Origin of the sequence: Microbacterium radiodurans (genome assembly GCF_008710705.1) — a bacterium.
Classification (GTDB): domain Bacteria; phylum Actinomycetota; class Actinomycetes; order Actinomycetales; family Microbacteriaceae; genus Microbacterium; species Microbacterium radiodurans.
Genome location: NZ_VYRZ01000002.1, coordinates 538,850 through 565,304 on the forward strand (window position 1 = coordinate 538,850; position 26,455 = coordinate 565,304).

Consider the following 26,455-nt stretch of genomic DNA (forward strand, 5'->3'; position numbering starts at 1 on the left):
CGAGAGGATGGCTGACATGTCTCGTCGCGTCCATCGCATCGATTCCCTCCCCCCGGATGCCCCGTGGCGGCAAGACGCCCCTCCGCCGCCCGGACGGGAGGCCCTGTCTGCTCGCACACTCGATCGGCTGCTAGCCGTCCAGCGACCGGTCGTCGTCGCGCATCTGCGCAGCATCCGTCTCCGTCATCCCGACGCCACCACGTCGCAGATCGCCCAGATGCTCGAGCGTCGCTATCTCACCGCCGTCACGAGCGGCGGCGCTGCCGTCGGCGCGACCGCCGTGATCCCCGGCATCGGGACCGCGACGACGCTCGCCCTCAGCGGCGTCGAGACGGCAGGCTTCCTCGAGGCCACCGCGCTCTACGCCCAGTCGCTGGCCGAGCTCCACGGCATCCCCGTCGAGAACCCGGACCGCGCCCGGGCCCTCGTTCTCGCGCTCATGCTCGGCCGCGAGGGAGCCGACCTCGTCGGACAGTTCGCCCGCCAGGCGAGCGGTCGCGGCGGTGCCCGCAGCGCGTACTGGGGCGAACTCGTCACGGCGTCGCTGCCGCGTGCGGCGGTGGGCCCGGTGCTCGAGCGCCTCACGAAGACCTTCCTGCGCCGCTTCGCCGCGGCAGGCGGGGCATCTGTCGTGGGCAAGGCACTGCCGTTCGGCATCGGCGCCGTCATCGGCGGGACCGGCAACCACCTCCTCGGCCGTCGCGTCATCACCGGGGCGCGCCGCGCCTTCGGCGTCGTCCCCGCCCGCTACCCCGCCGAGCTCGAGCCGCTTCCCGGGTCGCGACCGCTCGAGCGCAGCGCGGCCTCCGCGCTGCGCGGCGTCGGCGGTGCGATCACCGGCGCCGGCCGCCGGGTCGGCAGCGTCGCGCGACGGAGACCGCGCCCGGACGACCTGTCTCCGGCCTCCCCCGAGGAGACGGAGTCGTGAGCGTGTTCGTCGTCGTCGTCCTGCTGCTCGGCGCCGTGTTCAACGTCGTCACCTGGCCGACGTTCCTACGACGCGTCGCGCGCGACCCGCGGGCGCGGGATGCGTCCGGGGTCCGCACGCGGTTCTACACGGTGCACCTCGTCCTCGTGGTGCTCGCCCTCGCGATGTCGGCGCTCTTCGTCGTCGCGGCGATCGCGGTCGGCACCACGGGCTTCTGACGAGCCTTCGGGACGCTCAGGGGGCGTCGGCGGACGTCTCGTCCTCGACCGTCTCGTCGACGATCTCGATGGTGCGGGCGTGCCACTCGTCCCAGCGTTCCATGAGGACGTCGACAGCCTCATGGAACCGCGCCGTCGCGGCGCCCGGGGCCGTGTCGCCGAAGTAGTGCCGCACCCACTCGGACAGCCGCGAGGTGGCCTCGGGATCTCGGATGACACGCTCGGATGCCGCGACGATCTCGCCCGCGTCCGACGCGTCGAGCCACTCGGCATCCGCCAGGTACCCACCCGTGTCCACGACCGCCGCCGGGTCCGCGGGTCGCGTGACGAGCAACGGGCGCCCGGCCGCGAGACGGTCGTAGACCATGGCCGAGATGTCGACGACGGCGACGTGCGCGGCCGCGAGCTGCCATCCGAGCTCGGGTCCGTCGTCGAAGACGTGGTGCGCACCCGGGTCGGCCCCGTTGGCGGCGGCGATGGCCGCCACGATGCGTCGGTTTGCCGCGCCGTACGCGGGGTCCACCACCCCGGAACGGGGATGCGGCCGATAGATCAGACGATGGCTGGGTGAGGCGAGGACGGCGCGGGCGAGCGCTTCTCCGTGCGTCACGATCGACCCGTAGTGAGCCGAGGGCCGGTCGCCCTCCCACGTCGGGGCGTAGAGGACCACGATGCGCTCATCGGGCCGGTACGGGAGCGAGCCGCTGTAGTGGTCGGCTTGGGGACGCCCGATCGCAATGGTGCGCGCGTCGAGGTCGTAGTCCCAGAGCACGCGGCCCAGACGCTCGCGCGCCGCATCGCCGGCCACGAAGGCGTAGTCGTAGGCCTTGAACTGGTTCGTGGTCATGTACATCTTGTCGGACTCGCCGTGGTTGATGAACACGTGCCAGCGGTGCCCGTATCGGAACATCTGGAAGTTGCGCGTGTTCTGGTTCACGTACAGCACGACCCGGATGTCCTGCGCGGCGAGGAAGGACTCCACGGCCCGGACGCTCGGCGCGAAGGCGACGGGCAGTTGGCCATCGGCGAGCAGCGCCTGAGCACCGGTGGCGTTGCGGCTGAGCACGACGACGGGCCACCGCTCGGCGAGCCTGCGGAGCGGTTTGTACCACTGGCGCATCTGGTACATGTTCACGTCGCCGTCGGCGAAGTAGACCGCGACTCGGTAGTGGTGGCGCGGCAGCGGTCCCCGCCTGCCGAGCGCCCGCTTCACCTCGACGTACGCCGAGCGACCGGCGACGGCGCGCCGGACGAGTGACACCGCCTTCTTCGCGTCCGTGAAGATTCCCACCCCTCCAGGGTACCCAGCGCCCACGTGCGGTCCGGGCGACGTGGGATGATCGACGGATGCACGACGACGGACACCGCGGGCGGGACGCGATCATCCCTCCCGCCGACGCCGGCGTCTCCTTCGTCATGCCGGTCCTGAACGAGGCCGCGTACCTCGAGCGCGCCGTCCGGAGCGTCCTCGCCCAGCGCCTCGACGCTCCGTTCGAGCTCATCCTCGCGCTCGGTCCTTCGAGCGACGGGACCGATGCCATCGCGTCTCGGCTCGCGGGCTCCGACGACCGCGTCCGCCTCGTCCGCAACCCCGCGGCGCACATCCCGGTCGGCCTGAACGTCGCCGTCCGGGCGGCGCGCCACCCGACCGTCGTCCGGGTGGACGCGCACTCCGAACTCGACCCGAGCTACAGCGCCGACGCGCTGGCGACCCTCGCGCGCATGCGCGCGGCGAACGTCGGCGGCGTCATGCGCGCGCGTGGTCGCACCCCGTTCCAGCGGGCCGTCGCCCGCGCATACAACTCGCGCATCGGGCTCGGCGGCGGCGCGTATCACGGCGGCACCGAGGAGGGTCCGGCCGAGTCCGCCTACCTCGGCGTCATGCGCCGCGCCGTGCTCGACGAGGTGGGCCTGTTCGACGAGGGCGTCCGCCGCGGCGAGGACTGGGAGCTCAACCTCCGCATCCGCCGCGCGGGCTACCGCGTCTGGTTCGACCCCGCGCTCGAGGTGACCTACTGGCCGCGCGAGAGCTGGACCCGTCTCGTCCGCCAATTCCGTGCGACCGGGTCCTGGCGCGGCGAGCTCGTGCGTCGCTTCGGGCGTCGGAACGGGCTGCGGTTCTTCGCTCCCCCGGCTCTCGTCATCGGATGCGGCGCGGCCGCCGTCGCCGCGGTCCTGCAGCTCACCGGGGCGGTCACCGGGATCGCCGCCGCCGCGCTGTCGGTCGTGTACCTGCCGGTCGGCGCGTACGTGGTCCTCGTCACCGGGGTGGCCCTCGGGCCGGGCGGCGGGCGCGGCATCCGTGACAAGGCCTGGACGCTCGTCGTCGTCCCCTCGATGCATCTCGCGTGGGGCGTCGGTTTCCTCCAGGGCATCGTCCGGGGCGCCGGCGGCACCGTGGACACGTCGCGGCTGCACCGCAACACCCCGCTGCCCTGAACCCGGTTCGGCGCCCCCGGTGGGACGATGGCCGGCCGCATCGGTCGATCAGTCGCGCGAGACGAATCCCCGGTCGAGGATGCGCGCGACGACCCGTTCGGCGGATCGTCCGTCGTCGCGATCGTTGAACCGCTTCCGCCACCGGTCGTAACGTTCCCCGAAGCGCTGGGCATACCGCTCGGGACCCTCGGCGAGCGCGCCGACGAGGTCGTCCTGGGTGCTCACGACGGGTCCGGGTGCGTTCTCGGCGAGATCGAAGTAGAACCCGCGGAGCTCGCCCCGATAGTGCTCGAGGTCGGGGGCGAAGAAGTACATGGGCTTGCCGGTGACGGAGTAGTCGAACATCACCGATGAGTAGTCGGTGATGAGAGCGTCCGACGCGAGCTGGAGCGCTGCGAGATCGGGATGCCCGGTGACGTCGAGAACACGCGTCCCGCACTCGTCGGCACCCGGCAGCAGCGTGCGCGAATGACCGCGCACGAGGACGACGGCATCCGCCGCTCTCGCGAGCGCCGGCAGGTCGAGGAAATCGACGAGGGTCTGCCGGTCGTCGCGCCACGTCGGCGCGTACAGCAGCACGCGCGCGTCGGCGTCGATGCCGAGGGACCGCCGTGCGGCGAGTCGTCGGTCCTCGCTCGCGGCGCGGCCCGTCAGGGCATCGGTGCGCGGATAGCCCTCGACCCAGATGGGGCGACGGCGGAACGCGTACGCGCGCCCGAGCACCCTCGCCCCGTACGGATTCTGGGCGAGCAGGACGTCCCACCGCCGGCTCTCGCGCAACACGGCGAGCATGCGGCGCGGATCGAAGCCGGGTCGGTGCAGGGCGAGGCGCTTGAGAGGGGTGCCGTGCCACGTCTGGAGCACGACCTGACCGGGTCGGCGGACGAACCGGCGGCGCAGCCAATCGTTGACGACGAGGAGGCGCGCGACACCGCGGGCTCGCCACCATTCCGGGGTGTTCTCGATGACTGCGACGGCACCGGACGGGACGTCGATGGACGCGTCGACGACGCTCCAGTAGCGCGTGACGCCGGGCGCGACGCGGTGGAGCTCCCGATCGATGGCGCGCGGGTTGTCGCCGGCGTTCCGACCGTAGAAGCTCTCGAAGAAGACCGCGTTCTCGAGGGGCGCCCGCTGCGAGACGTAGCGGGCTTCGAGCGCCTGGCGGGCTTCCGCCGTCTCGAAGGCGAGGTCGACGGGCGGGCCGATCACGACTCGCCCGTCCTCGATCCCGGCGCGCAGCCGTCCGAGGACGGCGACGGGCACATCGGCCGGGTGGATGCCGACGCCATCGTCGTCCGTTCGGATCTCATAGTCCCCGGTGGGCAGCGGCAGCTCGGGCCCGCCCCAGCGCGCGGCCCGCAGCGGGAGGGTGGCAGCCCACGTCTCACCCTCCGCGACGACGTCCGCGCGCACCCGCGCCCGGGGCCCGGCGAGGACGACCGCTGCCGGAGCGACGCCCGATCCGCGCAGGTGCAGCGCCGCCTCGGGGCCGCCGGTGAACCGTGCATCGATCATGCGCGTCCCTCTCCCGCGGCCGGAACCGCCGTGACGATCGCCCGGTGCACGCGCTCGGCATTGCGGCCGTCGCGCCAGTCGTGCACGCGGGTGCTCAGCGACGCCGACCGCTCGCGCTCACGGGCGAACTCATCGGAGTCGCCGAGCAGCGAATCCAGCCGCGCCGCCAGTTCCGTCCATGTCCGAGCCGCGCCGCCGTCGGCGATGTCGGTGTAGGAGCCGTAGAAGCCGCGCGTGCGAGCGTACGCGTCGACATCGGGCGCGAGGAACAGGGTTGGTGCGGGCACCAGCCCGATGTCGAAGACGAGCGACGAGTAGTCGGTGACGAGGACGTCGACGGCGGGAAGCAGCGGGGTGACGTCCGGGACGTCGGTGCTCGGCAGCATCCGAACGCGCGCGGTCGCTCCGGCCTCATCGCCGCTCCGCGGGGCGACGCTCGGCGCGTAGTCGCCGCCGCCGAGGGGATGCGGGCGCACCAGGAGCACTGCGTCGTGCGACTCCAGCACAGCGAGGATGCGCTCCCAGTCCGGCGCCGTCGGCACAGCCGGGTCGGGGTCGCCGTCGCGCCAGGTGGGCGCGTAGAGCACCGTGCGTGCCCCGTCCAGTCCTCCCACCGCACCCTCGAGCAGTCGCAACGCGCCGCGGCGACGGTCGGCGGCGCTCCCCCGCGACAGCACGTCGACGCGGGGCTCGCCGAGAACGGGAACACGCGCGTCGTCGAGCCCGAATGCGCTCTCAAGGCGTCCGCGCACGAGATGCGAGGCCGCCGGCAGCAGGGCGATCCGGCGCTGCGTCCGTCGATAGGCCGCGCCGAGCGCACGCGAGATCCCGGGCACCCGCCGCAGACGCCCCGGCGCGAGGGTGACCGGCGCGTCCAGACCGATCCGTTTGAGCGGGATGCCGTGCCAGAGCTGGACGATGAACGCGCCGCGGACGCCGTAGCGGTTGACATCGCCCATGCCGTGGGTGACGACGACGACTCGCGCTCGGGCAGTGATCCAGAAGCCGCGGAGCGAGTCGCGCGCGACGGCACGGATGCCGAGGCGTTCCGCTTCGCGCCGTTGATCGGACGAGGTCACGAGCCACGTGCGCCCGGAGCGGCTGCTCTCGCGCCACAGCGCGAGCGCCCCGTCGGCGATTCCCGCGGCGCTGCCGAAGACCCAGTCACCGCGACTGCGCGGGACGAGAGCCGTCGCGAGCGCCCCGGCGAGGCTGAGCGGCGCCCGCAGGATGCGGGCCGCGTTGCCCGCGCCGAACGAGAAGGACGCCACCCCGCGAGCCTATCGCGGGGTGGCGTCCTTCTCGTTCTGCCTCGTTCTGCCGCCTACTGCAGCTCGCCGAGCGTGACCGTCGCGGTTTCCTCGGAACCGTTCCGGAGGTAGGTGATCTCCGCCTCGGCACCGCCGGCGAGCGCGCGCACCTGGGCGGTCAGGTCCACCTGGTCGGTGATGGCGACGCCGTTGAACTCGGTGACGATGTCGCCGCTCCGGAGCCCGGCGCTGGCCGCAGCGCCGCCCTCGGTGACCTCGTTGATGAGAGCACCCGCGTGCGTCGCTCCTGCGGCCGCTGCGGCATCGCCCACCGTGGCGCCGAGCAGACCGTGGCTCGCGCTGCCGTTCTCGCGGATCTCCTGCGCGACGCGCTCGGCGACGTTCGAGGGGATCGCGAAGCCGACACCGATCGATCCGGCCTCGCCGGAGGACGATCCGCCGGCGCTCGCGATCGCGACGTTGATGCCGATGAGGCGGCCCTTGCTGTCGACGAGCGCGCCGCCCGAGTTGCCCGGGTTGATGGCGGCATCCGTCTGGATGACCGAGATGGCGATCGACGACGACGCGCTCGACCCCTGCTGCTGGCCCTGACCGAAGTCGAACTCGAACGGCGTACGGCCGCCGGGCGTCTCCTGCTGGCTGTCGCCGCCCTCGGGCGCGGCGGAGGAGGCGATCTGGATCGACCGGTTGAGGGCGCTGACGATTCCGGTCGTCACGGTGTTGGAGAGCCCGAGCGGCGCACCCACCGCCACGGTCTGATCGCCGACGTTCAGTGACGACGAGTCGCCGAACTCGATCGGGGTCAATCCCGAGGCGTCCTCGAGCTTGATGACCGCGAGGTCGTAGGTCGGATCCGTCCCGACGAGGGTCGCCGTGTACACCCGTCCGTCCGATGTCGTGACGGACAGCGTCGGGTCGCCCGTCGCTCCGTCGAGGGTGACGACGTGGGTGTTGGTCAGAACGTATCCGTCCTCGCTCAGGACGACGCCCGAGCCGGTGCCGCCGGACGTTCCGGCCGAGGCGGAGATCGTGACGACGCTCGGCAGGACCTTCGTGGCGATCGCGGTCGTCGCGTTGACGGAGTCGGGGTTGTTGACCGTGATGGACGACGGACCCGACGACGACGACGCCGGAGCGGCGATGAACGACGACCCGACGGCCGCGGCACCGCCGACTCCGGCGGCTCCGCCGACGAGGGCGGCCGCGATGAGGATCGCCGCGACCTTGCCGCCGCCGACCTTCGACGACTTCGCCGTCGTCGGTGCGCCGGGAGCGTAGACGGCGGTGTACGGCTGCGTGGGCTGGGTCGGGTGCGCGCCCGTGTACGACGACGCTCCCGGGCCGGCGTAGCCGCCGAAGCCCGCGCCGGCGGGGGTCTCGGGCAGCGGCGGTCGCGGGGGGATGCCCGCGACCGGTTCGGCGGCAGCGGCGGTCGCGGGCGCGGCAGCGGCCTCGGGGGCCGTCACGTCGCCCGGCTGCGCGTCGTACGCATCGGTCCGGTCCGCGGCGGCCGGCTCTGCGGCGAAGCGGTCGCTGCGACCGTCGCCGTCCCGCTCGTCGGGCGTGCGGTCGTCGGGGGTGTTCGTCTCGCTCATCGGGTTGCTCCTTTTTCCCAGCGAGACAAGAGTGCCGCCGGACTCTGTGGTTTGCCTATGCCCGTGTTGGGACCGCCCTATGCGTGTAGCCTGAGCCGGATGCACGAGGTTTCCGGCGCCTGGCGCCGAGCGGCTCGAGGAGCGGGGCTCCTCGCCGACGACGGCACGGCCACTCCGACCATCTTCGCCGAGATGAGCGCCCTGGCGGCTCGAACCGGCGCCATCAACCTCGGTCAGGGGTTCCCCGACTCCGACGGACCGGCCGCCGTGCTCGAGGCGGCGCGCGACGCCATCGCCGCCGGCTTCAACCAGTACCCGCCGGGCCGCGGCGAGCCCGACCTCCTCGCCGCCATCGCCGAGCACCAGGCGAATCGGTACGGCATCCGGCTCGACGCGGACCGCGACATCCTCGTCACCGCCGGAGCGACCGAGGCGCTCGCCGCGACGATCCTCGCCCTCGTCGACGGTGCCGACGACGAGATCGTCGTCTTCGAGCCGTTCTACGACGCATACAGCGCACTCATCGCACTCTCGGGAGCGCGGCTCGTGCCGGTGCCGCTGCGGTGGCCGCATTTCCAGCCGGATCTCGACGAGCTGCGCGCCGCGGTCTCCGACCGCACACGCCTCATCCTGGTCAACGATCCGCACAACCCGACCGGCACGGTCTTCGCCGACGATGTCAAGCGCGAGATCGTCCGTCTCGCCCACGAGCACGACGCCCTGATCCTCACCGACGAGGTCTACGAGCACCTCGTCTTCGATGGGCCACACAAGCCGATCGCCGCGCTGCCGGGCGCGTTCGAGCGGACGCTGACGGTGTCGTCGGCGGGCAAGACGTTCTCGGTCACGGGGTGGAAGGTCGGTTGGATCAGCGGACCCGCCGAGTTCGTCCAGGCGGTGCTCGCGGTGAAGCAGTTCCTCACCTACGTCAGCGCGGGCCCGTTCCAGCCCGCCGTCGCCGTCGGCCTGCGGCTTCCCGAGTCGGTGTTCCGCGGCATCCGCGACACGCTGCGGGCCGGACGCGACACGATCGGCGCGGGCCTGCTCGAGGCGGGGTTCGACGTCGCGGTGCCGGCGGGCTCGTACTTCACGGTCGCCGACGCCGCGGCTCTCGGAGCCGTCGATGCCGCGACCTTCTGCCGCGAACTCCCCCACCGCGCCGGCGTGGTGGCGATCCCGCTCACCGCGTTCGCGACCGACGAGGGGCGCTCGCGCTACCGGACGCTCGTCCGGTTCGCGGCATGCAAGCGGCCCGAGGTCCTCAGCGAGGCCTCACGACGGCTCGCTGCCGCCTTCTGAACGCGGCACCACCGCGAATCGACGCAGCTCCAGCGCCGGGTTCGTGCGGCGCACGCGGGCGACGGCGTCCGGGTCGACCATCGCGACGGCGATGTCACGACCGGTTCCGACCCCGGCGATCTGCACGCCCTGCGGATCGATGATCGCGGAATCGCCCACCCCGAGGGGCGGCGGGTGGTCGGCTGCGGCGACGAAGAGCGTGTTCTCGATGGCACGTGCACGCAGCAGGGTGTTCCAGTGCAGCTCCTTGAGCGGACCGCGCACCCACTGCGCCGGCACGAGGACGGCGTGCGCGCCCGTGTCGGCCAGGATGCGGGTCGCTTCGGGGAACCGCAGGTCGTAGCAGGTCATCAGGGCGAAGCGCGTGCCGTCGACGTCGAACGTCTCGGGTCGGGCGATGGCGCCCGCCTCGACCCAGTCGGACTCCCGCTGCCCGAACGCGTCGTAGAGGTGCAGTTTGCGGTACCGCGCCAGGACGCCGGTGCGGTCAACAGCGACGACGGTGTTGCGCACGCGACGGCTGTCCGCGGCCGATTCGAGCAGACCGGCGACCAGGTGAACGTCGTGCTGCGCGGCGAGGTCGACGAGCGCGGAGACGAAGTCGCCGGGGGCCGGGCCGTCGAGGTCCTCGGCGTTGTCGACGAGGCTGTCGTCGAACGGATCGACGAAGTAGCTCGAGTACTCGGGCAGCACGACGACGCGCGCGCCGCGGTCGGCTGCCCGTGCCGTGAGCTCGGCGATGTCGCGGAGGTTGGCGTCGCGGTCGGCGCCGGGGGCGAACTGTGCGACGGCGAGCGGGATCATCGTGTCGGGTGCTCCTCGGTGGTGGGGTGCTCGGTCGGCTGGTCGTCTCGGCTCGGCGGCGCGACGGGACCACGACGGCGGAACGCGACGGGGGCCGCGACCCACAGCAGCACGATCACGACGGCGAGGACGCCTCCCGCGATCCAGGATGCCGCGGCATCCAGAACGATGTCGAACACGAAGACGACCACGCCCACCAGCAGCACCGACACCGTGACGAGCGCCGTCAGCAGGGCGACGTGGCCGAAGGCGACGATGACGGGCTTCTCGTGTCGGCGGAAGAGCCCCCGGTGGAGCGCAACGGGCGCGAGAGCCACGATCGCGCTGAGAGCCGCGAGCACGACGAGGGTGAGGTAGAACGCGCGCTGCGGGCCGGAGAGCTCGGTGAACGCCGGCTGGAAGGCCAGGGCCAGCAGGAACCCGGTGAGGATCTGCGTTCCCGTCTGGAGAACGCGCAGCTCTTGGAGCAGTTCGCTCCAGTTGCGGTCGGCGCGTTCGTCGGCGCTCTCGCGTCGACCGTCCCCCGGGAGGTCGGCCCGCGGATCGGCGGACGCCGTCGGATCGGTGGCCATCTGCCCATCCTGGTGCCGGGCGTCGTCGCTCGGCAACCGCCGCGACGCGCCGAGCCGGCCCCGATTCGACAGCCCCCGAACCCCGTGCTAGTGTTAACTCTTGTGCCGCGGGGTGGAGCAGCTCGGTAGCTCGCTGGGCTCATAACCCAGAGGTCGCAGGTTCAAATCCTGTCCCCGCAACAGAAGACACGAAGGCCCCGCTGAAAAGCGGGGCCTTCGTCGTTGTCCGGCCGGTGCCACGAAGGAGATCTGCGCGTCACAGGTCAGGATGCCGCGGCACAACCTCCCGCGCGCAGATCGCCTCCGTCACACGCCGCAGACCACGCGCAACAGGGGCGGGCGGTCCGGGTGGACCACCCGCCCCCTTCCGCTCGGGCTCAGGAGCGGGGATCAGGAGCCGGGGTCAGGAGCCCGCCGCGACCGCCTCGTCGACGCGGCTGGCGCGGATGCCGTGCCCCTGGGTCGTCAGGCACCGACCGCTCGCGAGGTCCCACTTCCAGTCGTGGAGCGAACAGGTGAGGACGCCGTCCTCGATCTTGCCGGTCTTCGTCAGATCCGCCCGGAGGTGGGGGCAGCGCCGCTGCACGGTCCAGTCCTCGATCTGGGCGTCCTCGGTCTGGTCCGACTGCTCGGCGTACCAGTTCTCGACGTACTCGATGCGATCGCGCGAGAGGCACTTGAGGAACGTGGTCAGGAACTCGTTGAACTTGCCGCTGCGGCCGACCTCGAACTGCATGGAGAGGAAGATGGAGTTCGACCAGTCGATCTCGTGGTCGCGGATGTTCGTCGAGACGAGATCGGCGGGGATCGTGTACCAGTAGATGCAGTCCTCGCCCGCGTACTCTCGCACTTTCGCCTTCGGGAAGTCGACGACCATGTCGAGGTCGCCGATGCGGAACCGCACCATTCCTCCGACGCCGTTGCGGATCGTGCGCGCACGCCGCAGCAGCGGCTCCCACCACTGCTTGATCTCCTGCAGCATCTCGTCCGGCGGCAGGACCGGCGCACGCCGGGCGATCTCGGCGCGGACCTCTTCCTGCCTGCTGTCCCGCTGCTCGGCGAGGTACGCCCACTTGTCCGAGAAGATGCGCTCGATCTCGGCGTCGCTGTAGAGGGTCTGAGACACCGACAGGTCGCCGCCCTCGATGTCGACCTGCGTGCCGGGCACGAAGAGGTAACCCTTCTGATCGGGCCGCTCGCCCGCCATGTGCTCGAGGAACTGCGCCTGGTCGGTGAAGATCGAGTCGTTCTGCTCGCCCCACCCGTTGTAGCGGAAGAGCTCCTCGCGCAGGAACATGGGCGGCCCCGCCATCGGGAAGACGTGAGGCGCATCGACCTTGTCGATGTAGTACATCGCGCGCTTGTTCTGCGCGTCGCGCTTGAGCTGCGCGAAGTTCTGCTTGGCGTCCTGCGGCAGGTCGTAGACCATCGGCCACCAGATCGCGCCGGAGACCTGCGTGAAGTACGCGTCGGGCTTCCCGAACGACAGCAGCTTCTCGAGATCAAGCGGATGCGAGTCGTTCTGGTTCAGCACCGACGCGGTGCCGTCGTCGACAGACAGCGACGAGTCGCCGATCGGTCCGTCGCTGGGTGCCCGCAGCGGCGTCACCATGACCTTCAGATCGCCGAACTCGAGCGGCACCCCGCTCTGGGTGTAGACGATGTTGTCGTACCCGAGCGCGCGCAGGTCGGTCTCGAGGTCATCGGTGGGGTAATCCGGCAGCAGCACGCGGATGCTGGTCGGCACGTGCTCGCGCAGCAGCGCCGGATCGAAGTGGTCGCGGTGCCGGTGCGAGATGTAGAGGAAGTCGGCGCGACCGAAGCGCTCCCAATCGAGCCCGCGGTTGTCGGGGAACGGGAACCAGGAGCCGAAGAAGCTCGGACCGACGACCGGGTCGCAGAGGATGCTGCCCCCCGCCGTCTCGATGAACATTCCGGCATGTCCCAGGCCTGTGATGCGCATGACGATGACCTCCTGTTGCGACTGATCGAGTCTACGTGAGGCCCTGCTGGGCAACGCGTGGGGTGGCCGTGTCAGAACGCGGCCGTCTCAGGCGAGGAGATCCCGGATGTCGGCCGCGGTGAGCGCCGTCGAGAACGCTCCGTCGGCGTCGAGCACCGAGCTCGCCAGACGCGCCTTGCGCCGCTGGAGGTCGAGCACCTTCTCCTCGATCGTCCCGGCGGCGATGAGCCGGTACACCGTGACCGGCCGCTCCTGACCGATGCGGTGGGTTCGGTCGATCGCCTGCTGCTCGGCCGCGGGGTTCCACCAGGGGTCCAACAGGAACACGTAGTCGGCTTCCGTCAGGGTCAGGCCGACGCCGCCCGCCTTGAGGCTGATGAGGAACACCGGTTCGTCGCCCCGTCGGAACGCGTCGACGACCTCGCCGCGCCGGGTGGTGGAGCCGTCGAGCCGCACGAAGCCGATGCCTGCCGCCCGCAGGTCGGCCGCGACGACGTCGAGGAACGACGTGAACTGGCTGAAGACGAGCGCGCGGTGCCCCTCCGCGACCACATCCCCCAGACGCTCCCTCAGCGCGGCGAGCTTGCTCGAGGCGAGGCCCGGGCCCCCGGCATCCACGAGCGAGGGTGCGAGGGCCAGCAGACGCAGCAGCGTCAGCGAGCGGAACACGATGAAACGCTGACTGTCGAGGTCGTCGAGCAGACCGAGGATCTTCCGCCGCTCGCGCTGCAGGACCCGCTCGTAGACGGCGCGGTGGCCGCTCGAGAGCTCCACCCGCACGTCCTGCTCCTGTCGCGGTGGCAGATCCGCGGCGACGAGGTCCTTCGTGCGCCGGAGGAGGAACGGGCGGACGCGGCGGCGCAGCCGGCCGAGCCGGCGCTCGCGAGCCGGGCCTCCTCCGAGGTTCTCATCCACGCGGCCGTGCTCGATCGGCAGGACGTATTCCTCGCGGAACCGTCGGGCGGAGGGGAACAGTCCCGGCGAGGTCAGCGAGAGGATCGCCCAGAGGTCGGTCAGGCTGTTCTCGAGCGGGGTGCCGGTCGCCGCGAAGACGACGTCGCCGCGCAGCGCGAGGGCCGCCCGATGGACGCGCGTTCGCGGATTCTTCACGTACTGGGCCTCGTCGAGGACGACGGTGGACCAGTCGGGCACCGCGTAGGCGTCGGCGTCGAGCCGCAGGAGCGCGTAAGAGGTGACGACGACGTCGGTGTCGGCTCCGATGTCGTCGAACCGCTGACCCGAGCTCTCGACGATCCGCACGCGCAGGCCCGGGGCATGACGGGCCGCCTGCTCCCGCCACGCCGTGACGACCGACGTCGGGGCGACGACGAGCGCCGGACGGATCTCGCCCTGCGCCCGAGCGTGCACGAGCAGGGCGAGCAGCTGCAGGGTCTTGCCGAGTCCCATGTCGTCGGCGAGGACGCCGCCCAGGCGTGCATCCCGCAGGGCCGCGAGCCACGCGAAGCCGTCGCGCTGATAGGGGCGCAGGGTGGTCGCGAGGCCGGTGGGCGGCGACGGGGCGGGCGCCGTCGGCGACCGGCGCAGGCCCTCGGCCGCGGCGTGCCACCGCGCAGCCGGCTCGCTCTGGTCGGCGAGATCCTCGAAGTCCGACCACAGGTCCACCTGGTACCGGCTGACGCGTGCTCCGGTCTCCCACTCGACGAGATCGCGCGAATCCTCGATGAGGTCGCGCAACCGGTCCAGAGCCGGGTGCGCCAGCGCGAAGTAGGCACCGTCCGAGAGCAGCATCTTCTTCCGACGCTGCGCGAGCGCCGTGAAGAGCGGGCGGAACGGGATGCGACGCCCTTCCACCTCGACATGGACGCCGAGCTCGAACCAATCGGCATCCGTCGTCTCCACCGTCCGGACGGTGATACGGGGATCCCCCGACAATTCGCGGTAGGAACGTCGCACGCCGGTGATCTCGACCCGCACGTCGTCCAGCCCTTCGAGCGCGGGCAGCACCCGCGTCGTGAACTCGGCCGCATCGACGCCCGCCCGTCCCCCCGCCGGCGCGAACGGCTCGCCGGTGGCCTGCGCCCACGCGTTCTCGATCCTCCCCCGCAGCTCGCCGCGCTCGTCGTCGCGCTCGCGCGCGGCGGCCAGCGGCATCCGTCCCGCTCCGGGCACCTGCCAGACGATGGCGTACGCGAGCTCATCGCGCGGCCGCTGCTCGACCGTCACGACGGCGCTCGTACGCTGCGGCCGCGGCAGCCGTACGCCGGCACCCGCGGCGAGGACGACGGCCTCGGTCGTCTCGCGGGCCAGGCGCGGGTAGGCGTCTCGGAGGAAGTCCTCCGCCTCGTCGGCCGGCACCACGACGGGCTCCCCCGCTGCGAGAAGTGCACGAACCCCGGCGCCGAGCGCCACGGGCGCGAAGCGGACCCGGAGCGCGTCCGCGACTCGGTCCACCGTGTAGACGCCGACGTGGCCCAGCGGGCGTGCCAGCGCCGCCGCCTCCGCGTCGTCGATGCGAGCGGTCGCCGCCAGCGTCAGCCCGCCTTCCCACGGATCGATACGGAGGTCGACCGATCCGCTGTCGCCCAGCTGCACGTGCTGGTCGGGGCGCGTCGACACGATCGGGATGCCGAGCGCCGTCGCCGCGCGCAGGTGCGGCCACAGCAGGTCGGAGTCGGCGCCGTCGAGCGTGAGCCAATCGGAATCGGCGAATCCCCCGAGCACCCGCGCGTCGTGAGCGATGCCGTAGAGCGTCGCGAACCACCGCAGCCGCGCCGGATCGACGCGCCACGCGCCGCGTCGGAGCGACTCCCACGTCTCATCGCCCTGCACCCAGCGTCCGCTGGTTCCGCTCCGTGCCAACGGCCGCGCCGCGAGCCGCAGCTCGCCGGACGAGGTCTCGACGCTCCGTGCAGTCGCGGGCAGGACGCGACGCGGTCCCCAGTGTGCTGCGGCCGCGTCCTCGCGCTGGCGCAGCTGGATCCCGAGCGCCACGGGGGTGTCCTCGGCCGCCGTCGCGGCGAGCACCGCACGCCACGACGGCCTGCGGGCGGCAGGCGTCCCCGGGCCGGTCACGATCGCCTCGTCATGCGAGGATCCTTGCGGCAGCCTCCGACGTCGTGATCAGCCCAGCCGCGCGACGCGCGCGAGCACGCCGTGCACGAAGGCGCCCGAGCCGTCGGTGGAGAACTCCTTGGCGAGCTCGACGGCCTCGTCGATCGCGACCGCGGCGGGAACCTCGTCGTTGTAGACGATCTCCCAGACGCCGAGACGCAGGATCGCGCGATCGACCGCCGGCATGCGCGCGAGCGACCAGTCCTTGGAGGACGTCGTGATCTGCTCGTCGATGTCGTCGCCGTTGTCGATGACGCCGTCGATGATCTCGCGCGCGTACAGCCACGAGGCCTCGCGCGCCGGCTCGAGGGCCGCGCGCTTGGCCTCGGCCGCGAGGGTCACCGGCAGCTCGTCACCGCGGATGTCGGACTGGTACAGGATGTCGAGCGCGCGCTTGCGCGCCTTCGAACGGGCACTCATCGAGGCGGCTCCGCCGAGATCAGTTCACGCGGCCGAGGTAGTCACCCGTGCGGGTGTCGACCTTGACCTTCGTGCCCTGCTCGACGAACAGCGGCACCTGGATCTCGTGGCCCGTCTCGACCGTCGCCGACTTCGTGCCGGCCGAGGAGCGGTCGCCCTGCAGGCCCGGCTCCGTGTAGGTGATCTCGAGGACGACCGAGGCCGGGAGCTCGATGTAAAGGGGGTTGCCGTTGTTGAGCGCGATCTGCACCTGCTGGTTCTCGAGCAGGTAGTTCTTCGCGTCCCCGACGGTCGCCGCGGCGACGTTGATCTGGTCGTAGTCGTCGACGTCCATGAAGACGAAGTTGTCGCCGTCGTTGTAGAGGTAGGTGAAGTCACGGCGGTCGACGTTCTCGATGTCGATCTTCGCGCCGGCGTTGTAGGTGCGGTCGACGACCTTGCCCGAGAGGACGTTCTTCAGCTTGGTGCGCACGAACGCGCCGCCCTTGCCGGGCTTGACGTGCTGGAACTCGATGACGTTCCAGAGCTGACCGTCGATGCTGAGGACGACGCCGTTCTTGATGTCTGCGGTCGATGCCATGAGTGTGGAGTTCCGTTCGTGTGGTCGGGCGGCCGAAGGGCCGACGATCGATTCTACGTGAGGATGTCGAGCAGCTGCTGCGTCGCGCGAGCGTAGCCGGCGACGCCCTCGCCGATGACGTGCACGACGGCCACGTCGGCGACGTAGGAGTGGTGCCGGAACGCCTCGCGAGCGTAGACGTCCGAGATGTGCACCTCGGCGACCGGCAGCGCGACTCCGGCGAGGGCGTCGCGCAGCACGACCGAGGTGTGCGTGAGGCCGCCGGGGTTGATGACGATCCCTGCGCAGTCCTCGCGAGCGGCGTGGATCTCGTCGATCAGCACACCCTCGTGGTTGCTCTGCACGCTCCGCACCTCGACACCGCGCTCGGCCGCAGTCGCCGCAACCAGCGCCTCGACGTCGGCGAGGGTCTCGCGCCCATAGATCTCGGGCTCGCGCGTTCCCAGAAGGTTCAGGTTCGGTCCGTTGACCAGCAGGAGGCGACGGGGGGAGCTCACGCGCCCCACACTACCGACGCCGGTCAGGCGCCGACCTCCTGGTAGGCGGCGAACAGCAGCGACTCGTCGGGAGCCTGCAGCACCGTGGGCTTCGCGATGTCGTCGAGCACGATGAAGCGCAGCATCGCGCCGCGCGCCTTCTTGTCGCGCTGCATGGTCGCCAGCAGCTGGTTCCATGCTCCGGCGCGGTACGAGGTCGGCAGTCCCAGGGTCTCGAGGATCGAGCGGTGACGTGCCGCGGCGTCGTCGGAGAGCCGGCCGGCGAGCCGCGAGAGCTCGGCGGCGAACAGCATCCCGACCGAGATCGCGGCCCCGTGACGCCACTGGTAGCGCTCGGCGTGCTCGATCGCATGACCGAGCGTGTGCCCGTAGTTGAGCACCTCGCGCAATCCCGCCTCGCGGAGGTCTTCGCCGACGACCCGCGCCTTCATGTCGATCGCGAGCTCGATGCTGCGACGGAAGGCGTCGCTGCGCGGGTCGACGGCCGCTTCGGGGTCGGCTTCGATGAGGTCGAGGATCTCAGGATGCCAGATGAATCCGGCTTTGACGACCTCGGCGAAACCGGCGACGCGCTCGTTGCGCGAGAGCCCGTCGAGCAGGTCGAGATCGCAGACGACCGCGCGCGGCGGCCAGAATGCGCCGACGAGATTCTTGCCCTCGGCCGTGTTGATGCCGGTCTTGCCGCCGACGGCGGCATCGACCATGCCGAGCACGGTCGTGGGCACCTGCACGAGGGCGACGCCGCGCAGCCACGTCGCGGCGACGAAGCCCGCGAGGTCGGTGACGGCTCCCCCGCCGAACCCGATGACGGCGTCGGTGCGGGTGAAGTCGGCTTGCCCGAGCACCTGCCAGCAGAACGCGGCGACCTCCACGCGCTTGCCCTGCTCGGCGTCGGGGATCTCGGCCAGCAGAACCTGCCGGTCGGCTCCGAGCAGCGCGCGCAGCTGCTCGGCCTGAGCCGACAGCGTCGGAGGGTGGATGATGAGCACCTTCCGCGCCGCGGCAGGCAGCGCCTCGCCGATCAGGGGCAGGATGCCGCGGCCCACGGTCACGTCGTAGGGGGCGTCGCCGCCGACGGTGATGACGGTGTTCTCGGTCATGTCGTCTCCTCCTGCGCCCACGCCGCGACGGCGTCGACGATGTCCTGGATCGGTCCGGTCGAGGTGTCGAAGGTCGCCTCGGCCAGGCTGTCGTAGAGATCGCGCCGCGCGGCGAACACCTCGCGCCACCGGGCGATCGGATCGTCGCCCTGCAGCAGCGGGCGGGTGGTGTCGCGAAGCCGCCCCGCGATCGTGCGCTCCGACACGGTCAGCAGCACGACGCGGTGCTCGCGCAGCGCGCGCTGCGTGTCGGCGTGCAGCACGGCGCCCCCGCCGAGGGCGACCACGCCTCCGGCCGCGAGAGCCTCGGCGACGGCGGCGGCCTCCAGCTCGCGGAAGCGGGCCTCGCCGTGCTCGCGGAAGATCTGCTCGATCGGCCCGTGGGCACGGGCGATGAGACTGTCGCTGTCGGTGAACGCGACGCCGAGGGCGCGCGCGAGCTTCTTGCCGATGCTCGATTTGCCGGCCCCCATCGGACCGATCAGGACGATCGCGCGGTCGGTCATCCGAGCGCGTCGTCGCTGTGCGCGACCGAGCGGAGCGTCTCGGGGATCGCGGCGAGGTAGCCCTCGAGGTTCCGCCGGGTCTCCGGCACGCTGTCGCCGCCGAACTTCTCCAGCACCGCCTCCGCCAGCACGATCGCGACCATCGCCTCGGCGACGACGCCCGAAGCGGGCACGGCGCAGACGTCGGATCGCTGGTGGTGGGCGGTCGCCGCGTCGCCGGTGGCGACGTCGACCGTGCGCAGCGCCCGCGGGATCGTCGCGATGGGCTTCATCCCCGCGCGCACCCGCAGCACGGTGCCGGTGGACATGCCGCCCTCCGTGCCGCCCGCGCGGTCGCTGGAGCGCGCGATGCCCTCGTCGCCCGCGAACAGCTCGTCGTGGGCCGCAGAGCCGCGGCGGCGCGTCGTCTCGAAGCCGTCGCCGACCTCGACGCCCTTGATTGCCTGGATGCCCATGAGCGCCTGCGCGAGCCTGGCGTCGAGGCGGCGATCCCACTGGACGTGCGAGCCGAGTCCCGGCGGCAGCCCGTAGGCGAGCACCTCGACGATGCCGCCGAGCGTGTCGCCGTCCTTCTTCGCGGCGTCGACCTCGGCGACCATCGCGGCCGAGGTCTCGGCATCGAAGCAGCGCAGCGGATCGGCGTCGAGCGTGTCGACGTCGTCGGCGGTGGGCAGCGCGGCCCCCTCCGGCACCTGCACGGGGCCGATCGACAGCGTGTGGCTCACGAGCCGGATGCCCAGCTCGCCGAGGAACGATCGAGCGATCGCGCCGAGGGCAACGCGGGCCGCCGTCTCGCGGGCGCTCGCGCGCTCGAGGATCGGACGGGCCTCGGCGAAGCCGTACTTCTGCATGCCGACGAGATCGGCGTGACCCGGGCGGGGTCGCGTGAGAGGCGCGCTGCGGCCGCGGGACTTCTCGGTGAGCTCGACCGGCTCCGCGCTCATCACCTCGACCCACTTGGGCCATTCGGTGTTGCCGATGCGGACGGCGATCGGGCTTCCGAGGCTGAAGCCGTGCCGGACGCCCGACGAGATCGTCAGCTCGTCCTCTTCGAACTTCATGCGCGAGCCGCGTCCGTAGCCGAGCTTGCGGCGGGCCAGGTCGGCCTGGATCGCGGCGCGCGAGACGGGAACGCCGGCGGGGAGGCCCTCCATGAGGGCGACGAGTTCGGGGCCGTGCGATTCGCCGGCCGTGAGCACGCGGAGCATTCGTCTATCCTCCCACGAGCGCTCGGCGCATGACGGCGATGACGGCATGCTCGTCCGCGAGCTCGGCGTCGGGGTCGCCGCTCGTGAAGACCCGGATCTGCCGGACGGCTTGGTGGAGCAGCATCGCCGTGCCCGGATGCGCGGGCAGGCGGCGCTCCTGCCACGCCGCGCCGAGGACCGTCGGCCACGTGCCGTAGACGACGTCGAAGAGGATGCCGCCGTGCGCGGCGAGCCGGTCGGCGTCCGCTGCATCGACGGGCGCGTCGCCGGGGAGCGTCGAGACGGTGAGGTCGACGTCGCCGACCGGCTCGGCGAGCGGGACGACCGACAGCTGCACCCCGAGGCGGTCCGCGAGCGAACGCAGCGGCGCTGCGGCATTCGGTCGGCGCGCCGCCACCTCCACGCGAGTTGCGCCGATCCGCTGCAACGACACCAGCGCCGAGGTGGCGGTCGCGCCGGCCCCGACGATGCGGGCGCGCTCGGCCCCCTGCGCCCCGACCTCGAAGAGCGCCGCGGCGAGGCCGCCGACGTCGGTGTTGACGGCGGCGAACCCGGCGCCGGAGCGGACGAGGGTGTTGGCCGCGCCGGTCAGTTCCGCCGCCTCGTCACGCGACCGCGCGGCAGCGTGTGCGACGGTCTTCAGCGGCATCGTGAGGGAGAGACCGTGGGTGTCGGGATCGAGCGATCCCAGCTCGCGCGCGAACCCCGCCTCGTCGACGCGACGTCGGCCGTAGGTCCAGGTGAGCCCGAGACGCGCATACGCCGCGGTGTGGAGCGCGGGCGACAGGCTGTGCGCGATCGGGTCGCCCCAGACCTCGAAGCGCCGTGTCGCCGGGCCCTCAGCAGCCACGGTTGTCGTTCGCGTCGCACCAGGCATGCCACTGGGCGATGCCGGCCTCGTGCTGCTCGAACGTCTCGGAGAAGATCGTCTCGCCGGTGTCCATGTTCCAGGTGACGAAGTACAGCCACGGTCCGTCCGCGGGTTTCATCGCGGCGTCGATGGCGTTGTCGCCGGGGTTGGCGATCGGCCCGATCGGCAGCCCCTCGCGCACGTAGGTGTTCCAGTCGTTGTCCTGGAACTGCGCGCCCTCGCTCGTGCTCACGCTGCCGCCGTCGAGCTCGCCGGCACCGTACTGCGCCGTCGAATCCATCTGCAGCAGCATTCCGTCGGCGAGACGGTTCTCGATGACGCGCGACACCTTGTAGAAGTCCTCGTCCAGGCGCGCCTCGCGCTCGATGATCGAGGCGATCGTGAGGATCCGCTCACGCTGATCGGCCGGCACTCCCGCCCTATCCAGCGACTCGACGGTGCGGTTCACGAGGGTCTGGATGATCTGCGCGGCGCTCGTGCCGGGATCGAACTGGTAGGTGGCCGGGAACAGCCAGCCCTCCAGGCTCGCAGCGGACACGCCGTAGGCCGACGGGTCGGCGACGGCGGCCTGGAAGTCCTCGACCGGGACGCCCGTGCCCTCGGCGAGGATCGGCAGCGACTGCTCGACCGTGAGTCCCTCGCGCAGCTGCGCGGCCTCCTGGCGCTTGCTCGCGGGGTCGAGGAGCAGGGCGAGGGCGGCCTCGGAGGTCATCCGCTCCTGCAGCGCGTAGACGCCCGGCTGGAACGGCGGATCCTGCACCGAGGCGATGAGGTAGTCGTAGAACGCCGAGGCGGTCTTGGTGACGCCCTGGTCGAAGAGCGTCTGCGAGATCGTCGAGCCGTTGTCGCCCGTGACGATCGTCACGAGCACTTCGCCGGTCGCTTCGCCGGGTTGGAAGTCCTTCGGCTCCTCCCAGCCCATGACCGAGCGGATCTGGGTCTCGTACGTCGACCACACCCACGCTGCACCGGCGCCGATACCGCCGACGATCGCGAGGATGACGATCAGCACGACCCATTTGGCGATGCGGCTCTTGCGCCGGTCGCGATCGTGGCGGGTCGGAACGCGGCCGATGTCGTGCGTGTCGACCTCGCCCGTGAAGAGCGCGTCGAGCGTGCCCGCCGCGGGCGTCCGCGCCGACGCCGGCCGTTCCGCGCTGCTCTCGGAGCCTGTGGCGGCCGCTCGTGCGGCGCGCCGGCTCAGCGGGGCTCGGCCGTCGTGCGGCGGAAGGTCAGTCATGTCAGGTGGGCTCCTGCGAGGGTGCGACGGGAGCACCGGCCGGGTTTCCGGTGCTCTTCTCGACGTCGAGGGCTTGCTGCAGCAGCACAACGGCGGCGACCTGATCCACAATGCTACGAGAAGAACGCTGGGAACGGCCGGAACCGCGGAGCGCGGAATGCGCGCTCACCGTGCTGAGCCTCTCGTCGATGAGGCGGACCTGACGTCCGGAATCCGCCAGCGACTGGGCGAACGCGCGGGCGTCGGCCGTCGAGGCGGTCTCGCGTCCGCTCAGCGCGACCGGCAGCCCGACGACGAGTTCGAACGCCTCGTACTCGTCCGCCAGGGCACGGATCCTCGCCAGATCGCCGTCACCGCGGGCGACGGTCTCGACCGGCACCGCCAGCAATCCGTCGCGGTCCGCACGGGCGACGCCCACGCGCGCCGTCCCGACGTCGATTCCGAGTCTCACCCCCCGGCGGAAGCCGGTCACAGACCGCCCGCCGCCGTCCGGATCGCCTCGAGCGCCATCGGGAGCGCCGCGGCGTCCGTCCCGCCGCCCTGCGCGACGTCGTCGCGGCCACCGCCGCCGCCCCCGAGGGCCGCCGCAGCGGTCTTGGCGAAGACGCCGGCCTTCGCTCCGGCGGCGCGGGCGGGCTCGCTCGTGGCGACGATCACGACCGGGCGCTCCCCCACGACCGCGCCGAGGGCGACGACGGATGCGGTGTCGGCGCCGAGGCGGTCGCGCACCTGCAGCGCGAGCGAGCGCACGTCATCAGCGGATGCCGCGGCGCCGAGCGCCTCGGCCACCACCTGCACCGGGCCCGCCGACACCGCGGCCGACACGAGCTGCGGCAGCCGATCGGCGAGCGCGCGGGCCTCGAACTGGGCGATGCGCTTCTCGGCCGCCTTCAGGCTCGCGGCGAGTTCGGCGACGCGCGTCGCGAGCTGGTCGCGCGGCGTCTTGAGCGAGCTCGTGAGCTGCGAGACGATGGCCCGCTCGGCGGCGAGCTCGCGGAACGCGTCCTGCCCGACGAGCGCCTCGACACGACGGTTCGACGCGCCGACCGACGATTCGCCGATGAGGTTGATGAGTCCGACCTCCGCGCTCGATCCGACGTGGGTGCCGGCGCAGAGCTCGCGCGACCACGGTCCCCCGATGTCGACCATCCGCACGGTCTCGCCGTACTTCTCGCCGAACAGCGCCATCGCACCCGCCGCCTTCGCCTCGTCGAGCGACATGATGCGGGTGGTGACCTCGAGGTTGTCGCGGACGGCGTTGTTCGCGATCTCCTCGATCTCCGTCCGGGTCTCGCTCGAGAGCGCCTGGCCCCACGAGAAGTCGAAACGCAGGTAGCCGGCGCGGTTCAGCGAACCGGCCTGCGTCGCGCTCCTGCCGAGCGTGTCGCGAAGCGCCGCGTGGACGAGGTGGGTCGCGGAATGCGCCTGCTGGGCCGCGCGCCGGTTCGCGGCATCCACCACCGTCGTCGCCGCCTCGCCGACCGCGACCTCGCCGGTCGTCACCTCGACCGTGTGGCTCACGAGACCGGGGACCGGCTTCTGCACGTCGAGCACCTCGAGCTCGTAGCCGGGGCCCACGATCACGCCCTTGTCGGCGACCTGCCCGCCCGACTCGGCGTAGAGCGCGGTCTCGGCGAGGATGACCTCGGCGATCTGGCCCTGCGTCGCGCGGTCGACGGAGGCGCCGCCGACGAGGATGCCGAGCACCCGCGATCCGGTCTCGAGCTCGGTGTAGCCGGTGAACACCGTCTCACCCTGAGCGCGGAAGTCGCGGTAGACGCTCGTATCGGCGAGCTGACCCTTGCGGGAGCGCGCGTCGGCCTTCGCCCGCTCGCGCTGCTCCTGCATGAGCGTGTCGAACGCGCCACGGTCGACCGTGAGGCCTGCCTCCTCGACGATCTCGAGAGTCAGGTCGATCGGGAAGCCGTACGTGTCGTGCAGGAGGAACGCCTGGGCGCCGCTCAGCTGCGCACCGCCGGTGGTCTTGGTCAGCGCGACCGATTCGTCCAAGAGCTCGGAGCCGGCGGCGAGGGTCCGGAGGAAGGTCGCCTCCTCGGCGAGCGCGTACTGCGACAGACGCGCGTAGTCGGTCTCGACGATCGGGTACGCCTCTTTCATCGCGTCCCGCGACGCGGCGAACAGCTCGGCGAAGCTCGGACCGTCGACGCCCAGCAGGCGCATCGAACGGATGGCGCGGCGCATGAGGCGACGCAGGATGTAGCCGCGACCGTCGTTGGAGGGGGTCACGCCGTCGGAGAGCAGCATGAGCGACGAGCGCACGTGATCGGCGATGACGCGGAAGCGGACGTCGTCCTCGTGGTCGGCGCCGTAGGTCTTGCGCGACAGCTCCACGGCCTTGTCGAGCACCGGACGGACCTGATCGGTCTCGTACATGTTGTCGACGCCCTGCTTGATGAACGCGACGCGCTCGAGCCCCATGCCGGTGTCGATGTTCTTGTTCGGCAGCTCGCCGACGATCGTGAAGTCGTACTTCGAGCGCACGTCGGCGATCTCGTACTGCATGAACACCAGGTTCCAGATCTCGACGTACCGGTCGTCGTCGGTCGCCGGTCCGCCGTCGATACCGTACGCGGGGCCGCGGTCGAAGAAGATCTCGGAGCACGGGCCGGCGGGACCGGGCAGCCCGGTGCTCCAGTAGTTGGTGTCCTTGCCGAGACGCTGGATGCGCTCATCGGGCAGCGTCGAGTGCTTCAGCCACAGCTCACGGGCCTCGTCGTCCTCCTCGTAGACGGTGACCCAGAGATCCTTCGGATCGAAGCCCAGGCCCCCCTCGGATTCGGCACCGGTGAGGAAGTCCCAGGCGAACGCGATCGCGCCGTCCTTGAAGTAGTCGCCGAACGACCAGTTGCCGAGCATCTGGAAGAAGGTGCCGTGGCGCGGCGTCTTGCCGACTTCTTCGATGTCGTTCGTGCGGATGCACTTCTGCACGTCGGCGGCGCGCGGGTAGGGCGGCGGCACGTCGCCCGAGAGGTAGGGGATGAAGGGCACCATGCCCGCGACGGTGAACAGCAGCGCCGGATCGTCGGTGACGAGCGAGGCGGAGGGGACGATCGTGTGCCCCTTCTTCTCGAAGTAGTCCAGGTAGCGCTGGGCGATCTCGGCGGTCTTCATCGGGGTCCTTCGGCAGGCAGACGGCGGCGCCGCGTCCCGACGGGACGTGGCGCGGGGCGGAACAGGTCGATCAGTGGGAGCGGTCGGCCGCGGGCGCGGCGACGGCGTCACGGGCCGCTTCGACGGCGTCGGCAGCGGCACCCTTCGCCGCGTCGAGCGCGTCGGCGGCGACATCCTTCACATCGGCGGCGAGACCCTCGATGCGGGCCTCCTGCGCACGATAGGCGTCGCCGATGCGGTCGGTGAACTCGGAGATGCGTCCGTCGATTTCGGCGAGCAGCTCATGGCCGCGCGGGTCTTTGTTGACGACGTGCGCGGCGACGAAACCGCCGGCGACGCCCAGGACGAACCACAGCGCGTTCTTCATGGCTTCCATGTTAGGTGCAAAGCACGAAGGGCGCCGGGAGAACCCGACGCCCTTCGTGGCGGTGCTGGCAGTCAGCGAGCCGTTCGCCGCTCAGCGCGCGGCGTAACAGAGCCGTTCGCCGCTGCGCGGCTGTACTACGCCCCGCTCAGCGCGCGGCGTAACAGAGCCGTTCGCCGCTGCGCGGCTGTACTACGCCCCGCTCAGCGCGCGGCGTAGTACTCGACGACGAGCTGCACTTCGCACGTCACGGGCACCTCGGCACGCTTCGGGCGGCGCACGAGGCGCGCCTGCAGCTTGTCGAGCTCGACCTCGAGGTAACCCGGAACCGGGGGCAGGACGTCGGCGTGACCACCGGCGGCTGCGACCTGGAACGGCTCGAGCGACTCGCTCTTCTCCTTGACGTGAATGAGCTGACCCGGCTTCACGCGGAAGGACGGGCGGTCGACGAGCTGACCGTCGACCTTGATGTGACGGTGCACGACGAGCTGGCGAGCCTGCGCGGTCGTGCGGGCGAAGCCGGCGCGCACGACGAGGGCGTCGAGACGCATCTCGAGGAGCTCGACCAGGTTCTCACCGGTCAGGCCGTCCTTGCGGCGGGCCTCGTTGAACGTGTTGCGCATCTGCTTCTCGCGGATGCCGTACTGCTCGCGCAGACGCTGCTTCTCGCGCAGACGGACCGCGTAGTCGCTGTCGGCCTTGCGCTTGGTGCGGCCGTGCTCACCCGGGGCGTAGGGACGCTTCTCGAGGTAGCGGGCGGCCTTCGGGGTGAGCGCGATGCCGAGGGCACGCGACAGACGCACCTTGCGGCGGTCCTGAGACTTCGTGGTCACGAAGTGCTCCTTCCGATGACGTGGT

Annotated in this window: 24 protein-coding genes and 1 tRNA gene; 5 read left to right on the forward strand and 20 right to left on the reverse strand. The window is 71.5% G+C overall.

Annotated features, from left to right (window positions below; genetic code table 11):
• Positions 1 to 16 precede the first annotated feature (16 nt).
• Both F6B42_RS08425 and F6B42_RS08430 read left to right on the forward strand, forming a co-directional pair.
• Complete coding sequence (locus tag F6B42_RS08425; RefSeq protein WP_150419154.1) at positions 17 to 928, forward strand: hypothetical protein; 912 nt, start codon at positions 17 to 19, stop codon at positions 926 to 928.
• Positions 925 to 1,146 (forward strand): SCO4848 family membrane protein, encoded by a 222-nt coding sequence (locus F6B42_RS08430; protein WP_150419155.1) that lies wholly within the window; start codon positions 925 to 927, stop codon positions 1,144 to 1,146. The genes F6B42_RS08425 and F6B42_RS08430 overlap by 4 nt, the downstream gene beginning before the upstream one ends.
• 16 nt (positions 1,147 to 1,162) lie before the next feature.
• On the opposite strand, the gene F6B42_RS08435 is transcribed toward F6B42_RS08430, so the two are convergent.
• Positions 1,163 to 2,437 carry a hypothetical protein gene (locus tag F6B42_RS08435; protein WP_150419156.1) on the reverse strand — a complete coding sequence of 425 codons (1,275 nt, stop codon included), beginning with the start codon at positions 2,435 to 2,437 and terminating at the stop codon, positions 1,163 to 1,165.
• 56 nt (positions 2,438 to 2,493) lie between these two features.
• Here F6B42_RS08435 and F6B42_RS08440 point away from each other — a divergent pair, with 56 nt between their 5' ends.
• Complete coding sequence (locus F6B42_RS08440) at positions 2,494 to 3,585, forward strand: glycosyltransferase family 2 protein (RefSeq protein ID WP_150419157.1); 1,092 nt, start codon at positions 2,494 to 2,496, stop codon at positions 3,583 to 3,585.
• A gap of 48 nt (positions 3,586 to 3,633) precedes the next feature.
• On the opposite strand, the gene F6B42_RS08445 is transcribed toward F6B42_RS08440, so the two are convergent.
• From F6B42_RS08445 to F6B42_RS08455, 3 genes are read right to left on the reverse strand one after another with little or no spacing between them, the layout of a single operon-like run.
• Positions 3,634 to 5,103 carry a CDP-glycerol glycerophosphotransferase family protein gene (locus F6B42_RS08445; protein WP_150419158.1) on the reverse strand — a complete coding sequence of 490 codons (1,470 nt, stop codon included), beginning with the start codon at positions 5,101 to 5,103 and terminating at the stop codon, positions 3,634 to 3,636.
• Positions 5,100 to 6,374 carry a CDP-glycerol glycerophosphotransferase family protein gene (locus F6B42_RS08450; RefSeq protein WP_150419159.1) on the reverse strand — a complete coding sequence of 425 codons (1,275 nt, stop codon included), beginning with the start codon at positions 6,372 to 6,374 and terminating at the stop codon, positions 5,100 to 5,102. Before F6B42_RS08450 ends, F6B42_RS08445 begins: the two co-directional genes overlap by 4 nt.
• Positions 6,375 to 6,427: 53 nt before the next feature.
• Positions 6,428 to 7,969, reverse strand: coding sequence for a S1C family serine protease (locus tag F6B42_RS08455; RefSeq protein ID WP_150419160.1), 1,542 nt, complete (start codon positions 7,967 to 7,969; stop codon positions 6,428 to 6,430).
• A gap of 99 nt (positions 7,970 to 8,068) precedes the next feature.
• On the opposite strand from F6B42_RS08455, the gene F6B42_RS08460 reads away from it, so the two are divergent.
• Positions 8,069 to 9,268 carry an aminotransferase class I/II-fold pyridoxal phosphate-dependent enzyme gene (locus F6B42_RS08460; protein ID WP_150419161.1) on the forward strand — a complete coding sequence of 400 codons (1,200 nt, stop codon included), beginning with the start codon at positions 8,069 to 8,071 and terminating at the stop codon, positions 9,266 to 9,268.
• Here F6B42_RS08460 and F6B42_RS08465 read toward each other — a convergent pair.
• On the reverse strand, positions 9,242 to 10,072 hold the full coding sequence (locus F6B42_RS08465) for a carbon-nitrogen hydrolase family protein (RefSeq protein WP_150419162.1): 831 nt from the start codon (positions 10,070 to 10,072) through the stop codon (positions 9,242 to 9,244). The genes F6B42_RS08460 and F6B42_RS08465 overlap by 27 nt on opposite strands.
• Positions 10,069 to 10,644, reverse strand: a complete 576-nt coding sequence (locus tag F6B42_RS08470) for a DUF6328 family protein (protein WP_223878417.1) — start codon at positions 10,642 to 10,644, stop codon at positions 10,069 to 10,071. Before F6B42_RS08470 ends, F6B42_RS08465 begins: the two co-directional genes overlap by 4 nt.
• Positions 10,645 to 10,750: 106 nt before the next feature.
• Between F6B42_RS08470 and F6B42_RS08475 the strand changes: the two genes are divergently transcribed.
• Positions 10,751 to 10,824 (forward strand) — tRNA-Met (locus tag F6B42_RS08475).
• Positions 10,825 to 11,047: 223 nt separating this feature from the next.
• Here F6B42_RS08475 and F6B42_RS08480 read toward each other — a convergent pair.
• The 14 genes from F6B42_RS08480 to rpsD form a co-directional block, all read right to left on the reverse strand.
• Positions 11,048 to 12,607, reverse strand: a complete 1,560-nt coding sequence (locus F6B42_RS08480; protein WP_150419163.1) for a Rieske 2Fe-2S domain-containing protein — start codon at positions 12,605 to 12,607, stop codon at positions 11,048 to 11,050.
• Positions 12,608 to 12,694: 87 nt separating this feature from the next.
• Positions 12,695 to 15,640, reverse strand: coding sequence for a DEAD/DEAH box helicase (locus F6B42_RS08485; protein WP_223878418.1), 2,946 nt, complete (start codon positions 15,638 to 15,640; stop codon positions 12,695 to 12,697).
• A gap of 48 nt (positions 15,641 to 15,688) precedes the next feature.
• The gene (gene nusB / locus F6B42_RS08490) at positions 15,689 to 16,099 is read right to left on the reverse strand and encodes a transcription antitermination factor NusB (RefSeq protein WP_150419165.1); all 411 of its coding nucleotides are present in this window, start codon (positions 16,097 to 16,099) and stop codon (positions 15,689 to 15,691) included.
• A gap of 19 nt (positions 16,100 to 16,118) precedes the next feature.
• Positions 16,119 to 16,679 carry an elongation factor P gene (gene efp, locus F6B42_RS08495; protein ID WP_150419166.1) on the reverse strand — a complete coding sequence of 187 codons (561 nt, stop codon included), beginning with the start codon at positions 16,677 to 16,679 and terminating at the stop codon, positions 16,119 to 16,121.
• Between the two features lie 53 nt (positions 16,680 to 16,732).
• Entirely contained in the window at positions 16,733 to 17,176 is a 444-nt protein-coding gene (gene aroQ / locus F6B42_RS08500; RefSeq protein ID WP_150419167.1) for a type II 3-dehydroquinate dehydratase, read from the reverse strand.
• Between the two features lie 23 nt (positions 17,177 to 17,199).
• Entirely contained in the window at positions 17,200 to 18,276 is a 1,077-nt protein-coding gene (gene aroB, locus F6B42_RS08505) for a 3-dehydroquinate synthase (RefSeq protein ID WP_150419168.1), read from the reverse strand.
• Entirely contained in the window at positions 18,273 to 18,782 is a 510-nt protein-coding gene (locus F6B42_RS08510) for a shikimate kinase (RefSeq protein ID WP_150419169.1), read from the reverse strand. Before F6B42_RS08510 ends, aroB begins: the two co-directional genes overlap by 4 nt.
• Positions 18,779 to 19,990 carry a chorismate synthase gene (gene aroC, locus F6B42_RS08515; protein WP_150419170.1) on the reverse strand — a complete coding sequence of 404 codons (1,212 nt, stop codon included), beginning with the start codon at positions 19,988 to 19,990 and terminating at the stop codon, positions 18,779 to 18,781. Before aroC ends, F6B42_RS08510 begins: the two co-directional genes overlap by 4 nt.
• A gap of 4 nt (positions 19,991 to 19,994) precedes the next feature.
• On the reverse strand, positions 19,995 to 20,840 hold the full coding sequence (locus F6B42_RS08520; protein WP_223878419.1) for a shikimate dehydrogenase family protein: 846 nt from the start codon (positions 20,838 to 20,840) through the stop codon (positions 19,995 to 19,997).
• A complete protein-coding gene (mltG, locus tag F6B42_RS08525) occupies positions 20,830 to 22,101 on the reverse strand; it encodes an endolytic transglycosylase MltG (protein ID WP_150419172.1) in 1,272 nt (423 codons plus the stop codon). The genes F6B42_RS08520 and mltG overlap by 11 nt, the downstream gene beginning before the upstream one ends.
• A 1-nt stretch (position 22,102) precedes the next feature.
• A complete protein-coding gene (ruvX, locus tag F6B42_RS08530) occupies positions 22,103 to 22,573 on the reverse strand; it encodes a Holliday junction resolvase RuvX (protein WP_150419173.1) in 471 nt (156 codons plus the stop codon).
• Entirely contained in the window at positions 22,570 to 25,233 is a 2,664-nt protein-coding gene (alaS, locus tag F6B42_RS08535) for an alanine--tRNA ligase (protein WP_150419174.1), read from the reverse strand. The genes ruvX and alaS overlap by 4 nt, the downstream gene beginning before the upstream one ends.
• 70 nt (positions 25,234 to 25,303) lie before the next feature.
• Entirely contained in the window at positions 25,304 to 25,600 is a 297-nt protein-coding gene (locus tag F6B42_RS08540) for an ATPase (RefSeq protein ID WP_191089310.1), read from the reverse strand.
• Between the two features lie 200 nt (positions 25,601 to 25,800).
• Positions 25,801 to 26,430 carry a 30S ribosomal protein S4 gene (rpsD, locus tag F6B42_RS08545; protein WP_150419176.1) on the reverse strand — a complete coding sequence of 210 codons (630 nt, stop codon included), beginning with the start codon at positions 26,428 to 26,430 and terminating at the stop codon, positions 25,801 to 25,803.
• Between the last annotated feature and the right edge of the window lie 25 nt (positions 26,431 to 26,455).

What these genes read in the sequence shown, in the direction of transcription:
- alaS (WP_150419174.1), bottom strand. Translation starts at nt 25,233, where the DNA reads ATGAAGACCGCCGAGATCGCCCAGCGCTACCTGGACTACTTCGAGAAG.
- F6B42_RS08480 (WP_150419163.1), bottom strand. Translation starts at nt 12,607, where the DNA reads ATGCGCATCACAGGCCTGGGACATGCCGGAATGTTCATCGAGACGGCG.
- F6B42_RS08510 (WP_150419169.1), bottom strand. Translation starts at nt 18,782, where the DNA reads ATGACCGACCGCGCGATCGTCCTGATCGGTCCGATGGGGGCCGGCAAA.
- F6B42_RS08540 (WP_191089310.1), bottom strand. Translation starts at nt 25,600, where the DNA reads ATGAAGAACGCGCTGTGGTTCGTCCTGGGCGTCGCCGGCGGTTTCGTC.
- aroB (WP_150419168.1), bottom strand. Translation starts at nt 18,276, where the DNA reads ATGACCGAGAACACCGTCATCACCGTCGGCGGCGACGCCCCCTACGAC.
- mltG (WP_150419172.1), bottom strand. Translation starts at nt 22,101, where the DNA reads ATGACTGACCTTCCGCCGCACGACGGCCGAGCCCCGCTGAGCCGGCGC.
- efp (WP_150419166.1), bottom strand. Translation starts at nt 16,679, where the DNA reads ATGGCATCGACCGCAGACATCAAGAACGGCGTCGTCCTCAGCATCGAC.
- nusB (WP_150419165.1), bottom strand. Translation starts at nt 16,099, where the DNA reads ATGAGTGCCCGTTCGAAGGCGCGCAAGCGCGCGCTCGACATCCTGTAC.
- F6B42_RS08465 (WP_150419162.1), bottom strand. Translation starts at nt 10,072, where the DNA reads ATGATCCCGCTCGCCGTCGCACAGTTCGCCCCCGGCGCCGACCGCGAC.
- F6B42_RS08425 (WP_150419154.1), top strand. Translation starts at nt 17, where the DNA reads ATGTCTCGTCGCGTCCATCGCATCGATTCCCTCCCCCCGGATGCCCCG.
- F6B42_RS08455 (WP_150419160.1), bottom strand. Translation starts at nt 7,969, where the DNA reads ATGAGCGAGACGAACACCCCCGACGACCGCACGCCCGACGAGCGGGAC.
- aroC (WP_150419170.1), bottom strand. Translation starts at nt 19,990, where the DNA reads ATGCTCCGCGTGCTCACGGCCGGCGAATCGCACGGCCCCGAACTCGTC.
- F6B42_RS08470 (WP_223878417.1), bottom strand. Translation starts at nt 10,644, where the DNA reads ATGGCCACCGATCCGACGGCGTCCGCCGATCCGCGGGCCGACCTCCCG.
- F6B42_RS08440 (WP_150419157.1), top strand. Translation starts at nt 2,494, where the DNA reads ATGCACGACGACGGACACCGCGGGCGGGACGCGATCATCCCTCCCGCC.
- F6B42_RS08460 (WP_150419161.1), top strand. Translation starts at nt 8,069, where the DNA reads ATGCACGAGGTTTCCGGCGCCTGGCGCCGAGCGGCTCGAGGAGCGGGG.
- F6B42_RS08445 (WP_150419158.1), bottom strand. Translation starts at nt 5,103, where the DNA reads ATGATCGATGCACGGTTCACCGGCGGCCCCGAGGCGGCGCTGCACCTG.